Source organism: Verrucomicrobiia bacterium (genome assembly GCA_035765895.1).
Lineage (GTDB): Bacteria > Verrucomicrobiota > Verrucomicrobiia > Limisphaerales > DSYF01 > DSYF01.
The window spans coordinates 1-18,980 of record DASTWL010000086.1 but is presented as its reverse complement, the minus strand read 5'-3'; the positions used below and the strand labels follow the sequence as shown (position 1 = coordinate 18,980).

The 18,980-nt window shown below is 61.0% G+C and carries 14 protein-coding genes; 12 read left to right on the top strand and 2 right to left on the bottom strand.

Annotated elements, in window-relative coordinates; translation table 11 throughout:
• Positions 1-33: 33 nt before the first annotated feature.
• The 7 genes from VFV96_16670 to VFV96_16640 all read left to right on the top strand — a co-directional run bounded on the left by VFV96_16670 (position 34) and on the right by VFV96_16640 (position 12,936).
• Entirely contained in the window at positions 34-846 is an 813-nt protein-coding gene (locus VFV96_16670) for a phosphatidylinositol-specific phospholipase C/glycerophosphodiester phosphodiesterase family protein (protein ID HEU5072039.1), read from the top strand.
• A gap of 84 nt (positions 847-930) precedes the next feature.
• The gene (locus VFV96_16665) at positions 931-2,157 is read left to right on the top strand and encodes a PQQ-dependent sugar dehydrogenase (protein HEU5072038.1); all 1,227 of its coding nucleotides are present in this window, start codon (positions 931-933) and stop codon (positions 2,155-2,157) included.
• Between the two features lie 148 nt (positions 2,158-2,305).
• On the top strand, positions 2,306-7,123 hold the full coding sequence (locus VFV96_16660; GenBank protein ID HEU5072037.1) for a CotH kinase family protein: 4,818 nt from the start codon (positions 2,306-2,308) through the stop codon (positions 7,121-7,123).
• Between the two features lie 160 nt (positions 7,124-7,283).
• Positions 7,284-8,513 carry an argininosuccinate synthase gene (locus VFV96_16655; GenBank protein HEU5072036.1) on the top strand — a complete coding sequence of 410 codons (1,230 nt, stop codon included), beginning with the start codon at positions 7,284-7,286 and terminating at the stop codon, positions 8,511-8,513.
• A 21-nt stretch (positions 8,514-8,534) separates the two neighbouring features.
• Positions 8,535-9,512, top strand: coding sequence for an HNH endonuclease (locus tag VFV96_16650; protein ID HEU5072035.1), 978 nt, complete (start codon positions 8,535-8,537; stop codon positions 9,510-9,512).
• Between the two features lie 986 nt (positions 9,513-10,498).
• Positions 10,499-11,896 (top strand): FAD-dependent oxidoreductase, encoded by a 1,398-nt coding sequence (locus VFV96_16645; GenBank protein HEU5072034.1) that lies wholly within the window; start codon positions 10,499-10,501, stop codon positions 11,894-11,896.
• A gap of 20 nt (positions 11,897-11,916) precedes the next feature.
• Entirely contained in the window at positions 11,917-12,936 is a 1,020-nt protein-coding gene (locus VFV96_16640) for a zinc-binding alcohol dehydrogenase family protein (protein ID HEU5072033.1), read from the top strand.
• 20 nt (positions 12,937-12,956) lie between these two features.
• Here the strand turns inward: VFV96_16640 and VFV96_16635 are convergent, their stop codons facing one another.
• A complete protein-coding gene (locus tag VFV96_16635; protein HEU5072032.1) occupies positions 12,957-13,712 on the bottom strand; it encodes an SDR family oxidoreductase in 756 nt (251 codons plus the stop codon).
• A 254-nt stretch (positions 13,713-13,966) separates the two neighbouring features.
• Here VFV96_16635 and VFV96_16630 point away from each other — a divergent pair, with 254 nt between their 5' ends.
• The 5 genes from VFV96_16630 to pyrF all read left to right on the top strand — a co-directional run bounded on the left by VFV96_16630 (position 13,967) and on the right by pyrF (position 17,213).
• Positions 13,967-14,881 (top strand): hypothetical protein, encoded by a 915-nt coding sequence (locus VFV96_16630; protein ID HEU5072031.1) that lies wholly within the window; start codon positions 13,967-13,969, stop codon positions 14,879-14,881.
• A gap of 57 nt (positions 14,882-14,938) precedes the next feature.
• On the top strand, positions 14,939-15,097 hold the full coding sequence (locus tag VFV96_16625) for a hypothetical protein (protein HEU5072030.1): 159 nt from the start codon (positions 14,939-14,941) through the stop codon (positions 15,095-15,097).
• A gap of 104 nt (positions 15,098-15,201) precedes the next feature.
• Positions 15,202-15,876 carry an O-methyltransferase gene (locus VFV96_16620; GenBank protein HEU5072029.1) on the top strand — a complete coding sequence of 225 codons (675 nt, stop codon included), beginning with the start codon at positions 15,202-15,204 and terminating at the stop codon, positions 15,874-15,876.
• Positions 15,877-15,891: 15 nt separating this feature from the next.
• Complete coding sequence (locus tag VFV96_16615) at positions 15,892-16,443, top strand: pyridoxamine 5'-phosphate oxidase family protein (protein ID HEU5072028.1); 552 nt, start codon at positions 15,892-15,894, stop codon at positions 16,441-16,443.
• Between the two features lie 65 nt (positions 16,444-16,508).
• Positions 16,509-17,213, top strand: a complete 705-nt coding sequence (gene pyrF / locus VFV96_16610) for an orotidine-5'-phosphate decarboxylase (GenBank protein ID HEU5072027.1) — start codon at positions 16,509-16,511, stop codon at positions 17,211-17,213.
• A gap of 66 nt (positions 17,214-17,279) precedes the next feature.
• Here pyrF and VFV96_16605 read toward each other — a convergent pair.
• On the bottom strand, positions 17,280-18,980 hold a 1,701-nt coding region (locus VFV96_16605; GenBank protein ID HEU5072026.1), incomplete at its 5' end, for a hypothetical protein.

Here is an 18,980-nt window from a genome sequence, read left to right as displayed (position 1 = left end):
GGCCTGTTCAACATTCCTGTTAAGCTGGGCCCCATGAAATCCGTTCTTCTGGCTGCCGCGGTGGCTCTTGCATGGGTCGCTCCAAGTCTGGCCAGCGCGACGGTGGATCCTCCCAAAGTCCTCACGCAGGCTCACTCGCATAATGACTATGAGCAGAAGCGTCCCCTGCTCGACGCGTTGGACTGCGGTTTCAACAGCGTGGAGGCGGACATTTTTCTGGTGGATGGGCAGTTGCTGGTGAATCACCTGCCGGTCCTTTTCAATCGTGAACGGACATTGCAAAAGCTTTACCTTGATCCACTGGCGGTGCGCGTGAAGCAAAACGGCGGACGGGTTTATGCGCACGGTCCATCGTTCTGGCTGTTGATTGACATCAAATCGGATGCCAACCGCACCTACGCCGCGCTGCGCGAAGTGCTGAGCAACTACACCAACATGCTCACCCGGTTTGTGGGCACGAACGTTTATACGAACGCCGTCACGGTGGTCATTAGCGGCAACCGCCCGCGAGCGGCGCTGGCGGCGGCGAAAGTTCGCTACGCCGCTTGTGACGGGTTTCTGGCCGATGCGGAGCACCATACTCCGACAAGCCTCGTGCCTTGGATCAGTGAAGACTGGAACAGCCATTTCCAATGGCGCGCCAATGGCCCCATGCCTGACGTGGAGCGCCGCAAGCTGCGCGGCTTTGTGCAGGCGGCCCATAAATCCGGCCAGTTGATTCGCTTTTGGGGCGCCCCGAACCGCGAGCCGATTTGGCAGGAGCAGTATTCGGCCGGCGTGGATTTGCTGAATGCCGACGACCTGCCGGCGTTGAAAAACTTCCTGCTGATGCGGCAGCCCCGGTGAGCCGGCAACGGCAGCCCGGGATGGCCCGGACGCGCGGAAGCAATTGAATTTGTGCGCCCCGACCGGCGTCCGTAAGCTCCGCGTATGTTGAACATCATTCGTCGGCTCGGCAGCGGATTGGTTCTGGTCACCATCGTGGCCGCGGCGCCGCTCGCGCGCGCCGCCCTGCCCAAGGTGGCGCTCGAACGGGTTTTCCCCTCCCTCAAACTGTATCGCCCGGTGTGGATGACCGAGGCCCCCGACGGTTCCGGCCGCTGCTTCGTCGTCGAACAGGATGGCCGCATTCACATCGTGCACAAGGGCAGCGACGGGGCGGACGCGAAGGAGTTCCTGAACATTGAAAACCGGAAGCCGCATGGCGACAATGAGGAAGGCCTGCTCAGTCTTGCGTTTCACCCGCAGTTCAAGACCAACGGCCGCTTCTACATTTACTACAGCCAGCACAATCCGCGCCGCGCCGTCATCAGTGAGTTCAAGGTGGCTGCGAACGATCCGGACAAGGCCGACCTCGGTTCCGAGCGCATCTTGCTGCAGGTGCCGGAACCTTACGGCAATCACAACGGCGGCCTGATCAGTTTCGGCCCGGACGGTTATCTCTACATCGCCCTGGGCGACGGCGGCGCGGGCAATGATCCGCACAACAACGCCCAGAACACCGCCTCGCTGCTCGGAAAAATTCTCCGCATCGACGTCAACACGCGCTCGACGGACGGCGACGGCCGCCGACGTCAGGACCTCGAATACGGGATTCCGCAGGACAATCCGTTTGTGGGCGAATCGGACCGTTACGGCGTGCGCAAGGAAATCTGGGCCTACGGCCTGCGTAATCCGTGGCGTTACAGTTGGGATCGCGAAACCGGGATGCTGTGGGCCGGCGACGTCGGCCAGGATGAATGGGAGGAAGTGGACATCATCGTGAAGGGCGGCAATTACGGCTGGTGCGTGCGCGAGGGCTTTCATCACTTCAAGCCCGGCCCGGACCAGGCGCGCTATCTTGACCCGGTCATCGAATATCCCCACCGGCCCGACCGGCTCGCCCAATCGCGTTTTCCTGATCACGGCCCCGGCTTGAGCATCACCGGCGGTTACGTCTATCGGGGCAGGCAATACCCGGCCCTGCAGGGCGTTTATGTGTATGCGGATTTTGCCATGGGCACGATTTGGGGCCTGCGCTACCAGGACGGGAAGGTCACCGAACACGGCGTGCTCCTCTCCCAACCCAAGAATGTGGCGAGCTTCGCGGAGGACGCGGACGGCGAACTTTACGTCCTGTGCTTTGACGACCAGGTGTTCAAGTTGACCGTGCCCTGAGAAAAGCGTCCGGCTCGGTTGCGCAGCCCAACGCCCGGGCCGTCCACTCCACGGGCTCGCCCCGGGTTCGCTCCCCCAAATTGCGTAGCGGCTAAATTGCTGTCATGCGTTGCCCAAGGGAGCAGCCGAAGCCATAATCGGCGTGATTATGCATCTCCCGAGACCGATTCCGCTGGCGCTGTTTGCGTTGTGCTCTGTCTGTCTGGTGGGTTCGGCCCAGGTTCGCATCAGTGAAATCATGGCCAGCAACACGCGGACGCTGGCCGATGAGAACGGGGATGACTCGGACTGGATCGAAATTCAGAACGCCTCGAATGCGCCGGTCAATCTGTTGAACTGGGCGCTCTCGGACAGCGCCGGGAATCCCGGCAAATGGCGTTTCCCCGCGACCAACCTGCCGGCAAACAGCTTTCTGGTGGTCTTCGCCTCGGGCAAGGACCGCGCGGTGGCGGGCGCGCCGCTGCACACGAATTTCAAACTCGGCGCCGATGGTGAATACCTCGGCCTGTTCACGCCCTCCGGCACGACCGCCTCCGAGTTCGCGCCGCAGTTTCCGTCCCAGTTTCCCGACGTTTCCTACGGCATCGGGATGCGCGTCACGAACCAGACCTGGGTGAGCAGCAATGCACCAATGCGCTTTCTGATTCCCACGAATGCGGCGGCGGAAGGAGCTTGGCAACAGCCCGGTTTTGATGATTCGACCTGGTCCAGCGGAACCAACGGCATCGGCTACGAAACCGGCGTCGCCGATCCGCAGGAGGAGTCGTATGCCGCCAAGGTGCAGGCCACCGAACCGGTGGCCTACTGGCGGTTCAATGAGCTGACCGGTGATGTCGCCAGCAACAGCGGCACCGAGGGCGTGCAGGACATTGCTGGCTACGAGGGCGGTCTGTTGCTGGGCGAGGCCGGGCCGCGGCCGCCCGCCTTTCCCGGCTTTGAAGACAACAACTACGCGCCGTATTTCAACGGCTCCAACGCCTACGTTGGCGGCCCGTATGAACTCGTGAACGACCTGCCCGAATTCACCATCGCCGGCTGGATTTTTCCCACGACCACGCCCGCCGGCCGCACGGGTTTGTTCGGTCAGAATGACACGATGGAATTCGGCTTCAACTCCTCCAGCAGCATTCAAATCTGGACGCCGGCCGGTTCGGTTTCCGCCACGTATCCGTTCGCCAACAACACCTGGCATCAGATCATGGCCGTGGGCGGCAGCGGCCGGTTGACGCTGTATTTCGACGGCGTCCCGGTGAAGACCAATGCCGCCATCACCGCGCAGAACTTTGGCGAGTCGGAATACAACTTCAACGTCGGCGGCGGCGGCATCTTCGATCCGAGCGGCAACTATTTCACCGGCATGATCGACGAAGTGGCCGTGTGGGAGCGCGCCCTGGCCACCAACGAGATCGCCTCCCTGGTCGGCAACGCCGCACTGCAGGTCAATTTCACCAACTACATCGCCACGGATGTGCGCCAGCAAATGTTCGACCGCAACACCACCGCGTGGGTGCGCCTGCCGTTCAACGTGGAAACCTCATCCGTGCCGGACAGCCTCCACCTGCTCATCCGCTATGACGATGGTTTTGTGGCTTACCTGAACGGCCACCTTGTCGCCGCCTCGAATGCCCCGGCTTCACCCGCCTGGAATGCCACCGCAACCCGGCGGCATCTGGACCCGGACGCGGTGCAATGGGCGGACTTCGATGTCAGCGCCGCCCGCGCGTGGCTCCAGCCCGGAACCAACGTGCTGGCCATTCAGGCGTTGAACATCAGCGCCACCAACACGGACTTCCTCATGCAGGCCCAGCTCGTCGGGCAATCCATTGTGGACACGGCGGACGGCGAACGGTTTTTCAGCGGGCCCACGCCCGGCCAGCCCAACGGCACAAGCCCCAGTGATTACGGCCCCGTCATGTCGGGGGCCGCGCATGCGCCCAACGTCCCCGATGCCGGCGCGCCGGTGACCGTGACGGCAATCGTCACGCCCGGCTTCAACCCAATCGCCAACGTGACGTTGCACTACCGCGTGATGTTCAATCCCGAAACGAACCTGGGCATGGCGGCCGCCGATACCAACGGCACCTGGACCGCAACCATTCCGGGCGGCGCGGCCGCGGCGGGACAAATGCTGCGCTACTACGTCACCGCCACGGATGTTTCCAACAACGTTTCGCGCTGGCCGTTTTTCGCCAACACCAACGAGTCACAGCAGTATCTCGGCACCGTCGTGGCGGATCCGTCCATCCAGTCGCAACTGCCCGTGGCGCACCTGTTCGTTCAGAACCCGGCCGCCGCGGACAACCGCACCGGCACGTCGGCTTCGCTGTTTTACCTGAACGAGCTTTACGACAACCTCACCATCTACGTTCACGGTCAGTCCTCCGTCGGCTGGCCCAAGAAGAGCCACAACCTCGATTTTCCGAAGGACCACCAGTTTCTCTACCGGCCCGACGGCGCCCGCGAGAAAAAGGTCATCTTGCTGAGCAATTACGGCGACAAGTCGCGGATGCACACCACCCTCACCTACGCGACATGTGCGCTGTCCGGCGGCGCTGGCCTGTTCTCGTTCCCGGTCCGCGTGCAAATGAACGGCGCGTTCTGGGGCATTGAAGACCTGGTGGAGCACGGCGACGATCTGTGGCTCGACCGGATCGGCCTGGACGGCAACGGGGCGCTTTACAAGATGTATAACGCCATGACCAGCGCCGCCGGCAACGAGAAGAAAACCCGCGAATGGGAGGACACCAGCGATCTCGGCACCCTCATCAACAGCCTGAACGAATCACTGCCGCTCACGAACCGGGTGCTTTACGCGTGGGACAACCTCAACTGGCCGCAGACCATCAGTTATTTCGCGGACATGGCCATCGTCAGCAGCCAGGATCTCGGCCATAAAAATTATTATCTCTACCGCGACAGCAACGGCACTGGCGAGTGGGCCATCACCCCGTGGGACGTGGACCTGACCTGGGGACGCAACTGGCTGGACAGCCAGGGCTATTTCACGGACACGCTTTACACCAACAACGTCCTGAACTTTTACAATCCCGCGCAGCAGGGGCGGCCGGCCAACCGGCTCTTCGACCTCGTCTTCACCAACGGCGAGTTCCGCCAGATGTATCTGCGCCGGCTGCGCACGTTGATGGACACCATTCTCATGCCGCCCGGCACGCCGACGAACCAGCTCGTGCTTGAACCGCTCATCCGCCAATACGAAAACGCCATGAATCCGCCCGGCATCAATCCGTCGGACGCGGCGCTGGACCACAACGCCTGGGGCCCCACATGGGGCAACACCACTTACAGCATTTTCCCGAATGACGCGGAGCGCATCATCGCGGAATACCTGCCCGGCCGGCGCAATTTTCTCTACGGCTCCAACGCCGTGCTCAACGGTGATTTCATCCCCGCCGCGCAGCCCACCAACGCCGTCGTGCTCATCAATGCGTGGGATTACAACCCCGTCAGCGGCAATCTCAGCGAGCAGTATGTCGAACTGAAAAACACGAACAGCTATGCGATGGACGTCTCCGGCTGGCAGCTTTACGGCGCCGTGCAATTCACGATGCGCCCGGGCACCGTCATCCCCGCCGGCCGCTCGCTCTATCTGGCCGCCAACGTGAACGCGTTTCGCGCGCGTGCGGCCAGCCCGCATGCCGGTCAAAACCTCTTCGTGCAGGGACCATTCGGCGGATTTCTGAGCACGCAGGGCAACTCCCCGCTCACGGTGAAAACCGCCCAGGGCGCGCTCGTCACCCAGAACAGCTACGCGGCAGCCGGCAGCGCCGCCGCGTTTGCCGCCGGCAATCTGGCCGTCCTCCGCGTCGGCGACGGCTCGGAGAGTCTGAGCAGCCACGGCAACTCCGTCTTCATCGACCAGTTCAAGACCAATGGCGTCCTCGCCGGCAGCGTTGCCATTCCTGACAACGCCACGAACGCGTTCATCATCAGCGGCAGCGCCTCCTCGGAAGGCGCGTTGTCCGGCTCGCCGGACGGACGGTTGTTGGTGCTCGCCGGCTACCAGATTGCCTTGACCAACAGCGCGTCATCGCTGGGCAATGCCACTGCCGATGTCGTGCCGCGCGCGCTGGGCATTCTGGATGCGGCGGGCAGCTTTTCCATCGTCGCCCTCACCACCAACCAATATGGCGGCAACAACCTGCGCGCCGGCGCAACCGACGGCCGCGGCAACTACTGGGGCGCGGGGGCCAACAGCGGCACCTTCTATTTCGGCGCCGGCCCCACAAACACCGTCCAAAGCACGGTCGCCAATTCCACGACCATCCAGGTTTCGGGCGGCGATCTCTATTTCAGCACCACCAAATCAACGCCCGGCATCTGGAAGATTTCCGGCACGCCCCACTCCCCGACGAGCGCCGCGGTCTTCATCAGCTGCGGCGCCAAAGCAAGTCCCTATGCGTTTGCCTTCACGCCCGACGGCACCACCGCCTACATTGCCGATGACAGCCTCAACGGCACCGGCGGTGTGCAGCGCTGGGATTACACGGGCGGCGCGTGGGCACTGAGCTACGCCTTTGCCTCACTTACCAATTTCGGCGCGCGCGGACTGACCGCCGACTTCAGCGGGGCGCAACCGATCCTTTACGCCACCACCGCCGAATCAGCCAACAATCGCCTCGTGAGCATCACCGACAATGGCCCGGCCTCGCCGGCGGTAACCCTGGCAACCGCCGGAGCGAACCAGTTGTTCCGCGGCGTGTGTCTGGCCCCCGGCGCGGGCACGGCACCGGCCGTCTTCAACTGCTCCACCACGACCAACGGTGTGGCCCTTGGCTGGACGACGTTGTTGAACCGCGCTTACACCGTGGAATTCACCGGCGACCTCGCCCATCCGAACTGGCAAAGCCTCACCAACCTGACCGCACGGGAACCGGTGACGCAGTTCATCGACATCGATCCGCCGGTAACGACAAACCGCTTTTACCGCGTGCGCTTGAATCCCTGAAGCCCGCCGGGCCGGAAGCTGGCGCAAAAGGGAATCGCGCGATTCCCGGGCTGCGCCAGGCGACGCCCCCAGCGTCCGCAATGGCTCCGCGGAAACCCGCGGCGGCGGCGTCCATTTTCCCTTTGCCCACGCGGGGCTTTGGGCCTTTAATCCCCGCCACATGAAAATCGTTTTAGCGTATTCTGGCGGACTCGACACCTCGGTGCTCATGTCCTGGATCAAGGAAAAGTATAACGCCGAGATGATCGGCTTCTGCGCCGACATCGGCCAGGAAGAGGAACTCAAGGGCCTCGACAAGAAAGCCATCAAGACCGGCGCTTCCAAAATTTACATTGATGATTTGCAGGAAGAATTCGCGCGCGACTTCATTTTCCCCATGATGCGCGCCGGTGCAATTTACGAGGGACAATACTTCCTCGGCACCTCTATCGCCCGCCCGCTCATTGCCAAACGCATGGTGGAAATTGCGAAAAAGGAAAAAGCCGACGCGATTGCCCATGGCGCCACCGGCAAAGGCAATGATCAAGTGCGCTTCGAACTCACCGCCGCCGCGCTCGCGCCCGACTTGCAGGTCATCGCGCCGTGGCGCGACGAACGCTATCGCAACGAATTTCCCGGCCGCCAGGAGATGATTGATTACTGCGCCAAGCACAAGATTCCCGTGCAGGCCAGCGCCAAGAAGCCGTATTCGATGGACCGCAACCTCCTGCACATCTCATACGAGGCAGGCATTCTCGAGGACCCGTGGTATGACAGCTACGACCTCAAGAACCGCGGCTACTTCTGCACGCTCTCCTGCCTGCCCGAAGACGCGCCGAACAAGCCCGAATTCGTCGAACTCGATTTTGTGAAGGGCGATTGCGTTGCGGTGAACGGCAAGAAGCTCAACCCGCTCGGCGTGATGAAGGCGTTGAACAAGCTCGGCGGCAAACACGGCGTCGGCCGCGTGGACATGGTGGAAAACCGTTTCGTCGGCATGAAGAGCCGCGGCGTGTATGAGACGCCCGGTGGCGCGATCCTGCATTTCGCGCATCGCCAGATGGAATCGCTCACGATGGACCGCGAAGTCATGCACCAGCGCGACGCGCTCATCCCGAAGTATGCCGAACTCGTTTACAACGGCTTCTGGTTCGCGCCCGAACGCGAGGCGTTGCAGGCCTACGTCGAGGAATCGCAGAAGAACGTCACCGGCACGGTGCGCGTGAAGCTTTACAAGGGCAACATCATGGTCGCCGGCCGCAAGTCCAAGGTCAGCCTCTACAACCCGCACATCGCGACGATGGAAGCCGACCCGACCAAGGCCTACAACCAGGACGACGCCACCGGCTTCATCCGGTTGAATGGTCTGCGCCTGAAAGTCGCGGCGAAGGTGCATGGGAAGAAGAAGTGATGGACAGGCGCGCTTGTTTTCATGACCTCAGAGGAAAAGGAACAACTCGATATTCAGTATTTGTATCGCGGCGAAAACTTGTGGCAATTTCGCATCGCGGAACACACGCCTGATTATCATACCAAGAGTTTTTCCGATTCAGGACGACATTCCGATGTCTCGCTGCAAGAAGCACGCGAGTATCGGAATGCTTTTTTTGAAAAGAATCCGCACCTGCGTCCGTCTCGCCCGCTTTTGCGGATGAGTCTTCAGAAAAACAACCGGACAGGAATCATCGGCGTCAATTATTCCGAAACCACTTTGCCCAGCGGAACGATTGCACGCGACTGGCAAATGACTTGTCCTAGACCCAGTGGCGGCACACCAAAAACGGCAAGATTCTCCATCAGGAAGTTTGGTGAGGCTCGTGCCTTGATGATGGCTGTCCAAGCTCGAAAGGAAGCTACGCTGGAGTATAAGTCTGTTGCCAAAACCGAGTCTGACCATCGCGACATAAACAATCTTGTCGGGGAATACGACGACATCATTGCGGAGTTGCAAGAAAGCATTGAGAAAGGCAGCGATAGTGCATTGCTGGGAGTCATTCAGGAAGCTCGTCTTGATGCTACAAGCAAGCGTTCGGAAATTTCTGTTCGACTCGGTCAGCACCGTTTCCGCCGTTTGGTTCTCGAACGTGCGCAAGGTCGTTGTGCAGCTACCGGAGCAGATATTTTGGTTACGGCTGCCCACATCAAGCCGTGGCAAGTTGCATCAGACTTCGACCGCATTAACCCAGACAACGGGATAGCATTGTCATTGCTCTACCACCGCACGTTTGACCTCGGATACATTTCGTTCGCAGACGACGGCACTATTCTGGTTTCAGAGCCATACAGGGATCGGCTGTTGCAAGTCGGCCTGAATTTGTCAGTAAAGATCACCGGCTTGACGGAAGATCATCGTCCGTTCTTGGAATATCACCGCAAACAAATCTTTCAGGTCAATTCCGCAGCGCCGTAGGCGCGACATCTTTGTAGAAACCCCGCGCCCAGAATTTCCAGCTCCGTCAGGAGGTGTTGGCGCACGGCCACCATGCCGCCCCTGACGGGGCTTTTTCATTTGGTGAATCGGCGTTCTACAACGATGCCGCACCTCCCGCGCTTTCCCGGAGCGCGGCTGTGTCGCAGACCAGCCGCAGCACATCCACATAGAAGAGCCGTTAAAAATTGCCCATCGCCTTCACTCATTCACGCGCTGCGACTGGTCCTGCGGACACAGTCGCGCTCCGAGAATCCCAACGGGATTCCATCCCTCAGCCCAGGGTTGGAGCGAAGCGACTACCCTGGGTTCACGTTCCCAAATCATTTTCAACCCTGAAGGGGTTGCATCAAAAATCTCGCGACGTGGCTGCAACCCCTTCAGGGTTGTTCTCCTATCCCCATCCTACCCAGCTTAGGCCGACTACGTCGTCCAACACTGGGCTGAAGGCTGCAACCGCGTTGCGGTTGGGCTGCGGGAAAATGGTTTGCGGAAATTTCGCAGCGCCGTAGGCGCGCCATCTTTGTAGAAACCCCGCGCCCAGAATTTCCAGCTCCGTCAGGAGTGCTTGCGCACGGCCACTATGCCGCCCCTGACGGGGCTTTTTCATTTTGTGAATTGTGTTCAACAACTATGCCGCGCCTACGGCGCTTTCCTGGAGCGCGGCCTTTAGGCCGCTTCACCGTCCACAGTTGTAAGGCTTTGCAAAATTTACCGCTGGAAAAATTGCGCATTGAAGCGGCGTGAACGCCGCGCTCCGCATCCCAACTGGATTCCATCCTTCAGCCCAGGGGTGCGGTCCGCGCCCGTCCGGCTTGGACCGTCCCGCGCTGGGTTGAATGGCGTAATTCCTTCAAGGTAATTTTCGCGCGCTGCTAATGTTGGGTTGCGGGCCGCATCACTGCTTGCCAACGAAAGGGAAATCCCGTTTCATTAAGCTACCGGAGCAGCCCGTCACACCCTCCTCCATGAAAACAGATACATACGACATCCTTGTGCTCGGCAGCGGTGAAGCCGGGAAATACATCGCCTGGACGCTCGCGAAACGGGGCAAACGCGTGGCGGTGATCGAGCGAAAATACATCGGCGGTTCGTGTCCCAACATTGCCTGTCTTCCCAGCAAAAACCTCATCCACAGCGCCAAGGTCGCCAACTATTTCTTCCGCAGCGGTGAATTCGGCATCAGCAAGGACAATTGCCAGATAGACATGACGGTCGTGCGGGAGCGCAAACGCAAGATGGTGGCCGGCCTCATTGAGGTGCACCTCGCCAATTACAAATCCAGCGGCGCGGAACTGCTCATGGGTTCGGGGCGCTTCGTCGCTCCCAAAACCATCGAACTGACGCAGCCGGACGGAACGAAACGCCGGTTGCAGGGTGAAAAGATTATTTTGTGCGTTGGCACGCGTGCGACGATTGACGCGATTCCGGGTCTGGCTGAAGCCAGTCCGCTCACGCACATTGAAGCGCTGGAGCTGGACCACATACCGGAGCATCTGCTGGTTTTGGGCGGCGGCTACATCGGACTCGAATTCGCGCAGGCCATGCGACGCTTCGGCAGCCGGGTGACCGTCATTGATCGTAACGCAAGGTTGATCCATCGCGAAGATGACGATGTGACCGAGGCCATTCACGGGTTGTTCCGCGACGAAGGCATTGAAGTGCTCACCAGCTCCCGTGTCACCAAAGTCGAGGGAAAATCCGGTGAAACAGTGAAGCTTCATCTGACTCAAGCGGGAACCGAAACGGTTCTCGTCGGTTCGCATCTGCTGGTGGCCGGCGGACGGACGCCAAACACCAACGGCATTGGTCTGGAACTGGCCGGAGTAGAACTCACCGAACGTGGCTACATCAAAGTCAATGAGCGACTCGAAACAACGGCGCCGGATGTTTTTGCCGTGGGTGATTGTGCAGGCAGCCCGCATTTCACGCATATCGCGTTCGACGATTTTCGCATCGTGCGGGACAATCTCGCGGGAGGCAACCGGGCGACCACCAGACGACAGGTGCCGTTTTGTTTGTTTACTGATCCCGAACTCGCCCGCATCGGACTCAGTGAAACGGAAGCCAGGCAAAAGAATATTCCCTATCGTCTGACGAAAATTCCGATGGCAGCTGCGTTGCGAACCCGCACACTTTCCGAAACACGCGGTTTTATGAAGGGGTTGATTGACGCCAAGTCTGATCGCATCCTCGGTTTCACCGCGTTTGGAGTCGAGGCCGGAGAAATCATGGCTGCCGTCCAGGTGGCGATGCTCTCCGGGCTTCCCTACACGACGTTGCGCGACATGATTTTTACGCACCCGACTCTGGCCGAGGGGCTGGTTGCGCTGTTTTCAGCCGTGCCACCCGCCCCCAAATCCTGAATTAAAATTCTCAAACCATTATGAAAATCGTCAGCTTTCACAAATCCCTGCCCATCTCCGATCCCGACAGTTTCCTCGATTTGACGGCGGAAACGCCCCAACCCGGACCGCGTGATCTGCTCGTAGAAATCCAGGCAATTTCCGTCAATCCCGTGGATGCCAAAATTCGTTCCGGCGGCGGGCCGGGCCGACCGGATGGGCAATTGCAAATTCTTGGCTGGGATGCCGCGGGCGTGGTCAAGGCGGTTGGGAGCAAAGTGATGTTGTTCAAGCCGGGTGATGAAGTCTATTACGCGGGCGACGTGGGACGTCCGGGTTGTTATGCGGAACTGCAATGCGTGGACGAACGCATCGTCGGGCGCAAGCCGGCCAGCCTGAGTTTTGCCGAGGCGGCGGCGCTCCCGTTGACCACCATCACCGCGTGGGAATGTCTGTTCGACCGGATGAAAATCCCGCGCAACCCGTCCAGCCCGGGTTCGTTGCTGGTCATCGGCGGCGCGGGCGGCGTGGGTTCCATCGCCACGCAACTGGCGCGCCAGTTGACCGGGCTCACCGTCATCGCCTCCGCGTCGCGCCCGGAAACCCAGGCGTGGTGCCGCGAGATGGGGGCACATCACGTGGTCGACCATCGCCAGCCGCTGGCGGCGCAGGTGAAAACCATCGTGCCTGGCGGCGTGAATTACGTGCTGGCCCTGACCAAGACCGAGGAGCACTTCGACGAGATCATCGCCGCGATGGCGCCGCAAAGCGCGATGGCCTTGATTGAAAATGTCGCGCGCCCCGTGGACATCAACAAGCTGAAACCCAAGTGCATTTCGTTGCACTGGGAATTCATGTTCGCCCGCGCCCGATTTGAAACGGCCGACATGAACGAACAGGGCAAGTTACTGAATGAAGTTGCCAAGCTGGCGGACGCCGGCCAAATCCGCACCACGATGCGGCAGAACCTGGGCCCCATCAACGCGACCAATCTGAAGCGAGCCCATGCGCTGATCGAAAGCGGCACCGCAATCGGCAAAATCGTGCTGACCGGATTTTGATCGGACGGTTTGGCTGGCTGTCACAGCATCTGCCCGCCCGAAGCTTCGATGCGCTGGCCGTTGATCCAGTAGCCATCGTCGGACAGCAGCGCGTTGACCACGCCCGCGATGTCATCGGCCTGGCCCACGCGGCCCAACGCGATGTTGCTTTCAATCATCTTTTTAAACTGCGGATTGCTGCGGATGAATCCGTCGCGAAAGTCGGTTTCCGTCGCGCCCGGGGCAACGACGTTCACGCGGATTTTGCGCGGGCCGAGTTCCTTGGCCATGTAACGGGTCAATCCTTCCACGGCGGTCTTGAGCGACGCGTAAATGGAATAGCCCGGCAGCACGAACCGGCTGGTGCCCGTTGAGATGTTGACGATCTGCCCGCCGTCGGCGATGAGCGGCAGCAACGTCTGGGAGAGAAAAAAGACGGACCGGAAATGGACGTGCATCATCTCGTCGAACTGCGCCTCGGTGGTTTCAGCAAACGGCTGTGAAAGGCCGATGCCGGCGTTGTTGACGAGGAAATCGAATTTCGTCGCCCCGAGCCCTGCGAGCGCGGTTTTCGCCACGGCGGCAAAATTCATGTAGGAATCGCGTGCGGCGACATCAAGCGGCACGGCGACGGCGCGGGCGCCAAGCGCCTCGATTTGTTTCACGACTTCGCCGGCCCCGGCCTGCGATGCCTTGTAGGTGACGATGGAATCAACGCCCGCTTTGGCCAGGCGCAAGGCGATGGCCTTGCCGATGCCGCGGGAACCTCCGGTGATGATGGCGATTTTGTGGCTCATAAAACGTGTCGCGGTGATGCTTTGACCATGCCGGCCGGTCAGGACCGGAAGGGGGTTACTTGTGGCACACTCACACCGGTATTTCCAACCGGAACTTTTTGGCCTTTTGCCCGCGGCGATCCTCGCCAAACCTGCCGCCCAACCGGCGGGCATTCTCTTCTCACCGGGAAGTTGTAATTGCCCGTGGTTGCCACATCCTTGAAACATCAGCGATGCATGACCACCAAGTCCGCCCTAAAGCCTTGGCTCGCAGGATGAGGCTGGTCGCAGAATGGCACCGGGTTCTTCCCGCCGCGTTGATTCTGACCAGTGCGGTCTTGGCAAACGCGGCCGAAACCGCGCCGCCGCCGGCCATCACCGCCGAGGCCGTCAGCGTTCGCGAAATCCGCGGTGCCGACGGCCGGTGTTACGTGAGCCTGAAGTTCGCGGGTGACATGCTTACCAATTACAGCTCGGTGCTGGGCGTGCGGCCACTGGTGGTCGTGGATGACGCCGGCACGGACCTCCGTTCCTCCAACCCGGCTGCGTCCGAGTATTGGAGCACGGGCGGGAACGTGGGTTTCATTCCGCTGCGCGGCTGGCATCAGGAGCGGCCCAGCCAGACGCGCTTTGGCAGCGTGAGGTTGCGCGCCACCCGCCGCAGCGCCCATGTCATCAAGGAACTACGCGGCGAACTGGAGCTATACGCACCCACGATCGCCAACGGCGGGGTGGTCGTGGTGGATAAATTCCGCGCGCATCCAGGAGCGAAAATCAACAGCCCTGCCCTGGCGAGGCTCGGGGTTCACCTCATTTATCACTCGAAGGAAAGTTTTGAAGCGGCGACGAAACGGGCCGACGAAACCGGTGCAAGGGAGATTTGGACTGCTCAAAAGCAGCGCGACGAAAGCGCGCTTTTTCCCGGCGTGCTCGGCAATCCGGAGCAATCGCCCCAGAATTACGTGGTGCTGAAAGTGAGCGATCCGAAAAAACGGCTGGCCGGTTTTGGCTTCTGCGGGGCGGATGGCTTGTTCATCCCGGCCGGGAACAGCAGTTCGGTCAATGACCTGCTGGCCTACAGCTTTGTGCCCCCCACCCTGCCCGCCCGGCTGAGCCTTTATGTTTACGTGGCCGCGCCGGGCGCGGTGACTCGCGTGCCGTTTCATATCGACGACATTCCGTTACCCTGACGTGCCAGCATGCGGAACGGGCTTTTGCTTTGCGCTGCGTTCGGCGTCACGTTGACCATGGCGAATCTGGCCGCGCTGCGGATCATTCTGCTGCCTGTTCTGACGATTATTTTGTGGCGCCTCCGCCTCGAAGAAAACGCGCTGGTGGAGACCTTCGGCGAGCCATATCGCCGATACCAGCAAAGAACCAAATGCCTGCTGCCGTTGATCTATTAGGCAGGGTTTCACCGCAACTGCGAAAAGGGCTCCCCTTCGCGCCAGCACGCGCCCGCATCTGCGCCCTTGATTCGAACGAGGCAGCCTTCACAATCCGCTCCGCCATGAGTCAGGAGCAATGGACCGCCGTTGACGACTACATCAACCGCCTGCTGGTCCCGCCAGACCCGTCCCTGGACGCGATCCTGCGGTCCAGCCGCGACGCCGGTTTGCCGGACATCAACGTCACGCCCGGCCAGGGCAAGCTGCTGCACCTGCTGGCCCTCGCCCACGGCGCCCGAAACATCCTCGAAATCGGAACACTGGGCGGTTACAGCACCACCTGGCTGGCCCGTGCCCTGCCCGACGACGGGCGGCTCATCACGTTGGAGTTCGAACCCAAACACGCCGCAGTGGCGCGAGCGAATCTGACCCGGGCGGGCGTCGCCCATCAGGTGGAGGTGCGGGTCGGCGCGGCGCTGGACACTTTGCCGCAACTCGCCGCGGAGCGGGTGGAACCCTTCGATTTTATTTTCATCGACGCGGACAAGGAAAACTATCCGGCGTATTTCGAATGGGCGCTCAAACTCTCCCGCCGCGGAACCATGATCATCGCCGACAACGTCGTGCGAAACGGGGCGGTGATTGACCCAACGAGTGATGATTCCCGCGTGCACGCCGTGCGCCGGCTTCATGAATTGCTCGCCGCAGAACGGCGCGTCAGCGCCACAACCGTCCAGACCGTCGGCAGCAAGGGCCACGATGGCTTCACCCTTGCCGTTGTGACGGCGGACCTTTGAAAAGCTTCGCCCGTCATGAGCCATCAGCGCGAGAACATCGGCCCGGAACTGGCGGAATGGATTCAACGGCAGCGCGTCTTCTTTGTCGCCTCGGCGCCGCTTTCGCCGGACGGACACATCAACGCGTCGCCCAAGGGCGGCGAGGCGTTCCGCATCCTTGGCCCGCTGGAAGTGGCATATCAGGATTACACGGGCAGCGGCGCTGAAACCGCGGCGCACCTGCGCGAGAACGGCCGGATCCTCATCATGTTCTGCGCCTTCGAGGGCCCGCCCAAGATCGTCCGCCTGCACGGCGAGGGCACGGTCATCACGCCGAACCACGCCCGGTTCATCGAACTGGCCAAGCTCTTTCCCCCGCACGATGGCACCCGCGCCATCATCCACATCACGGTGACGCGCGTGTCGGATTCCTGCGGTTACTCGGTGCCGTTCTTTGCGTTTCAAGGCCACCGCAACACGCTCGATCAATGGACCGCCAATCAGGGCCCGGAAAAGCTGGCGGCCTACCGCGCCCGCAAGAATCAAAAGAGCATCGATGGCCTGCCCGCTTTTGACGGCTCCATTTGAACGCGCCGACCAGCGGCCGGCGGAAGAACCTTGTTGGCCCGGCCAGCGTCCGTTTTAATTGGCCCATGCAGAATCCAATCATTGTCGCGCTGGATGTTCCCACGATCGATCAGGCCATCACCCTCGCCGATGAACTGGCTCCCGTCGTGGGCGCCTTCAAAATCGGCAAGGAACTGTTCACCGCCGCGGGGCCCGAAGTGGTGCGACGCATCCGCGGCACCGGGGCCAATGTTTTTCTGGATTTGAAGTTCCACGACATCCCGAACACGGTGGCCAAGGCCGTTGCTTCCGCCGTGCGACTGGACGTGCAAATGCTGACCGTCCACGCGAGCGGCGGCACGGAGATGATGCAGGCCGCGGAAGAGTCCGCTCAAAAGACCGCGGCGCAGGCCGGTTTGAATCCGCCGTTGATTTTGTGCGTGACGGTGCTGACCAGCATGGATGCCAACACGCTGGCCGAGATTGGTTGTGAACCCAACCCGGGACGCCAGGTTGAACGGCTGGCCAAGCTCGCTGTGAAGGCCGGATTGCGCGGGCTGGTTTGTTCACCTCTGGAAATCGTGCAGCTGCGACAATTGCTGCCGGGCCACGTGCAGCTTGTCACCCCCGGCATCCGCACCGGCGCGGAAAAGGCCGATGACCAAAAGCGCACTCTGACGCCGCGGGAAGCGATGGACGCGGGCGCCAGCTGGCTGGTGATTGGCCGTCCCATCACCGCCGCGGCCCAACCCCGCGCCGTCGCGGAGAAGATTCTGGCAAGCCTGCGCTAGCGGGGCGCAACAACCCGTTGATCAGGGTTCCGGCCGACTACACAACCCGGAGCACGCAGGCCGGCCTCAGTGCGCGAGGCGTGACACCATCGCGTAAACAATCAGCACCAGAAGCACGAGGCCCAGCCCGAAGAAGAAGTAGCCGAAGAAGCGGGCGATGCCCTTCCAGCGTTCCCATTCGTCCCGCACGCGGTGCTCGTCCAGCCTGCCGGACGCGAGGAGCCGGTCATACCAGCGTTTGCGTTCGTGCAGCATTTCCGTCTTCGAAATGCGCCCGGAGAAGATCACGGTGTCCATCGGAAACTTCTCCAGCCGGAAATGCGTGTTGAAGAAGTGAATGGTGAAGATGAAGCCGGCGGCCAGCAACGCCTCGTCGGAATGAATGATGAGCGCCACGTTGATGATCCAGCCGGGCAGCCAGCGGGTGAAGAATTCCGGAAACCACATGATCAGCCCGCTCGCGCCAATGATGGCCACGCCCCAGAATACCGCGAAGTAATCGAACTTTTCCCAATATGTCCAGCGGTCGAACTGCGGTTTGCCGGCCTTGCCGAAGAACCACTTGTTGTGATCCACAAAATCACGCCAGTCCTGCAACGTCGGCACCATTGAATCAGGACCGAACAGCGCCTTGAAGAAGCGCCGGATGCTGACCTTTCCCGTTTGCGGGTCGCGCAAATGGCCCCGATTGCGCCACGAGCCGAGCAGGAGGTTTCCCACATGCAGGCCGAAGTAAAGGAAGGTGACCAGCGCCCCAAACCGGTGCAGCGTGCGCGCCGCCTCGGCCTCGCCAATCACGCTGAAAATCGTCTTCGCCCAGTCCGTGTAATAGAACTTGAGCGGCATGCCGGTGATGACCAGCAGCAAGAAGCTCGTCACCACCAAAAAGTGCAGGAAGCGTTCAAACGGCACGAAGCGCGTGAACCATTCGTCGTCCTGTTCCACCTTGAACTTGGCCTCGCGGAACTTTTTCGAGTCATGCCAGTAGAGGTAGGCCGCGCGCACCAGCCAGGCGAGCGTGTGCAGCCCAAAGAACACAAACACGCACACCAGCAGGCTCGTCATGAACACAAACACAACGTGGAGCGCGGGATACTTCTGTTTGTCCAGCGGATTGGCGTGTGGCTGGTAGGAGGCGAAGCCCGGGTTCGCCTGCGGATGACATTGCTGACACGTGGCCACGATATGTTGCGCCGAGAGGCGCGAGTTGGGATCGGTCGGCGGCAGCACGTCGTGGTGCCCGTGGCAGTCGTAGCAGGCCGCGACGTCGGCGGCCTGGTTGGGTTTGCCCAGCGCCATCGCCTTGCCATGATACGTGTCGCGGTAGTGTTTGAGGCTTTCCTGATGGCACTTGCCGCAACGCTGGTCGCTGACCTGCTTGAAGTGCCCGTCGAGCGGCGTCTCGACCTGATGCGCGGTGTGGCAATCCGTGCAAACCGGCGCCTCCTTGTGCCCCGTGGCCAGCAATTTGCCGTGAATGCTCTGGTCGTAGGTCTCCTCGATCTTGAGATGGCACTTGCCGCAGGTCTTGGCGATGTTCGTCCGGTAAATCGGCGCGTCTCGGTCAATGCTGCGCTTGATGTCATGCACGCCGTGGCAGTCGTTGCACGACGGCGCGACCACCAGCCCCATCTTCAGCAACGCCCGCCCGTGAATGCTGTCCAGATACTGCGCCGCGGCGTTCTGGTTGCTGATGTGATATTCGCTGGTGAGGTTGGTGTTCGCGTGGCATTTCGCGCAGGTGTTTGGCAGGTTCAGCTTGAACAC

Coding starts and splice junctions, on each gene's coding strand:
- VFV96_16670 (HEU5072039.1), top strand. CDS start 34: ATGAAATCCGTTCTTCTGGCTGCCGCGGTGGCTCTTGCATGGGTCGCT.
- VFV96_16665 (HEU5072038.1), top strand. CDS start 931: ATGTTGAACATCATTCGTCGGCTCGGCAGCGGATTGGTTCTGGTCACC.
- VFV96_16660 (HEU5072037.1), top strand. CDS start 2,306: ATGCATCTCCCGAGACCGATTCCGCTGGCGCTGTTTGCGTTGTGCTCT.
- VFV96_16655 (HEU5072036.1), top strand. CDS start 7,284: ATGAAAATCGTTTTAGCGTATTCTGGCGGACTCGACACCTCGGTGCTC.
- VFV96_16650 (HEU5072035.1), top strand. CDS start 8,535: ATGACCTCAGAGGAAAAGGAACAACTCGATATTCAGTATTTGTATCGC.
- VFV96_16645 (HEU5072034.1), top strand. CDS start 10,499: ATGAAAACAGATACATACGACATCCTTGTGCTCGGCAGCGGTGAAGCC.
- VFV96_16640 (HEU5072033.1), top strand. CDS start 11,917: ATGAAAATCGTCAGCTTTCACAAATCCCTGCCCATCTCCGATCCCGAC.
- VFV96_16635 (HEU5072032.1), bottom strand. CDS start 13,712: ATGAGCCACAAAATCGCCATCATCACCGGAGGTTCCCGCGGCATCGGC.
- VFV96_16630 (HEU5072031.1), top strand. CDS start 13,967: ATGAGGCTGGTCGCAGAATGGCACCGGGTTCTTCCCGCCGCGTTGATT.
- VFV96_16625 (HEU5072030.1), top strand. CDS start 14,939: ATGGCGAATCTGGCCGCGCTGCGGATCATTCTGCTGCCTGTTCTGACG.
- VFV96_16620 (HEU5072029.1), top strand. CDS start 15,202: ATGAGTCAGGAGCAATGGACCGCCGTTGACGACTACATCAACCGCCTG.
- VFV96_16615 (HEU5072028.1), top strand. CDS start 15,892: ATGAGCCATCAGCGCGAGAACATCGGCCCGGAACTGGCGGAATGGATT.
- pyrF (HEU5072027.1), top strand. CDS start 16,509: ATGCAGAATCCAATCATTGTCGCGCTGGATGTTCCCACGATCGATCAG.